Source organism: Microcystis sp. BLCC-F209 (assembly GCF_041928595.1).
Taxonomy (GTDB): domain Bacteria; phylum Cyanobacteriota; class Cyanobacteriia; order Cyanobacteriales; family Microcystaceae; genus Microcystis.
Map to the genome: position 1 here is coordinate 1 of NZ_JBHFLL010000226.1, position 1,039 is coordinate 1,039.

General features: G+C 37.1%; 1 protein-coding gene. It reads left to right on the top strand.

Going from position 1 to position 1,039, the window contains the following annotated elements:
• On the top strand, positions 1–775 hold a 775-nt coding region (locus tag ACE1AQ_RS14730; protein ID WP_374808671.1), incomplete at its 5' end, for an Rpn family recombination-promoting nuclease/putative transposase.
• Positions 776–1,039 lie beyond the last annotated feature (264 nt).

Below are 1,039 nucleotides of genomic sequence, written 5' to 3' on the forward strand. Positions count from 1 at the left end.
TCTGATTCATGTGGAGGCGCAGGAAAGTTCCCGAAAGTGGTTTAACCGGCGGATGTTTACTTATTTTGCTCGCTTTCATGAGAAATTTGTCTTACCGATTTATCCGATTGTAATTTTCTCTTATTCAAAGCCAAAAAGAGAAGCGATTAGTCAATATGTAGTCGATTTTCCTGATTTAAAAGTCTTAGAATTTAACTATCAAGTAGTGCAGTTAAATCGATTAAATTGGCGAGATTTTCTCAATCAACCGAATCCGGTTGCTTCAGCTTTGATGGCGAAGATGAACATTGCCGAGAAAGAGCGAGCCAAGGTAAAAGCGGAATGTCTGCGCTTGTTAATTACTTTAAGGTTAAATCCTGCGAAAATGCAATTAATTTCCGGATTTATTGATACATATCTCAATCTAAATCCTGCCGAAGAGATACAATTTCAAGAAGAAATTAGCACATTTAGTCAACCCGTACAGGAGGGAGTTATGCAAATTACTACCAGTTGGATGCGTCAAGGTATTGAACAAGGTATCGAACAAGGTATTGAACAAGGTATCGAACGCGGTATCGAACAAGGTATTGAACAAGGTATTGAACAAGGTATTGAACGGGAAAAGACATTGATTCTTCGTCAACTTAAACGCAAGTTAGGGGAGATTAATCCTTCATTAGAAACTAAAATTATGGAGTTAAGTATTGATGATGTAGAAGCATTAGGAGAAGCTTTATTCGATTTCTCTAACGTTGAAGATTTAATCAATTGGTTAAATACTTTAACTGCCTAGCTTTGACGTTAGCGCTCGCATCTTCGCAACAAATGAGAAAACGGGTTTCTTTGAGAAACTATTTAGAAAAGGGGTTTCTTGAAGAAACCCATTTTCTTGTCCTTCAAGAAACCCCTTTTCTGAAAGCATCCCCCTATGCTCCTAGGTTAAAGGGGTAAAGTCATAACAATCCGTTGCCAAAACCGACTTTTCAGAATATAATAGAGAAGAGTAGTCATTCATCACTCAGATTAGTTAAGATGACATTACATGACTAATAATACT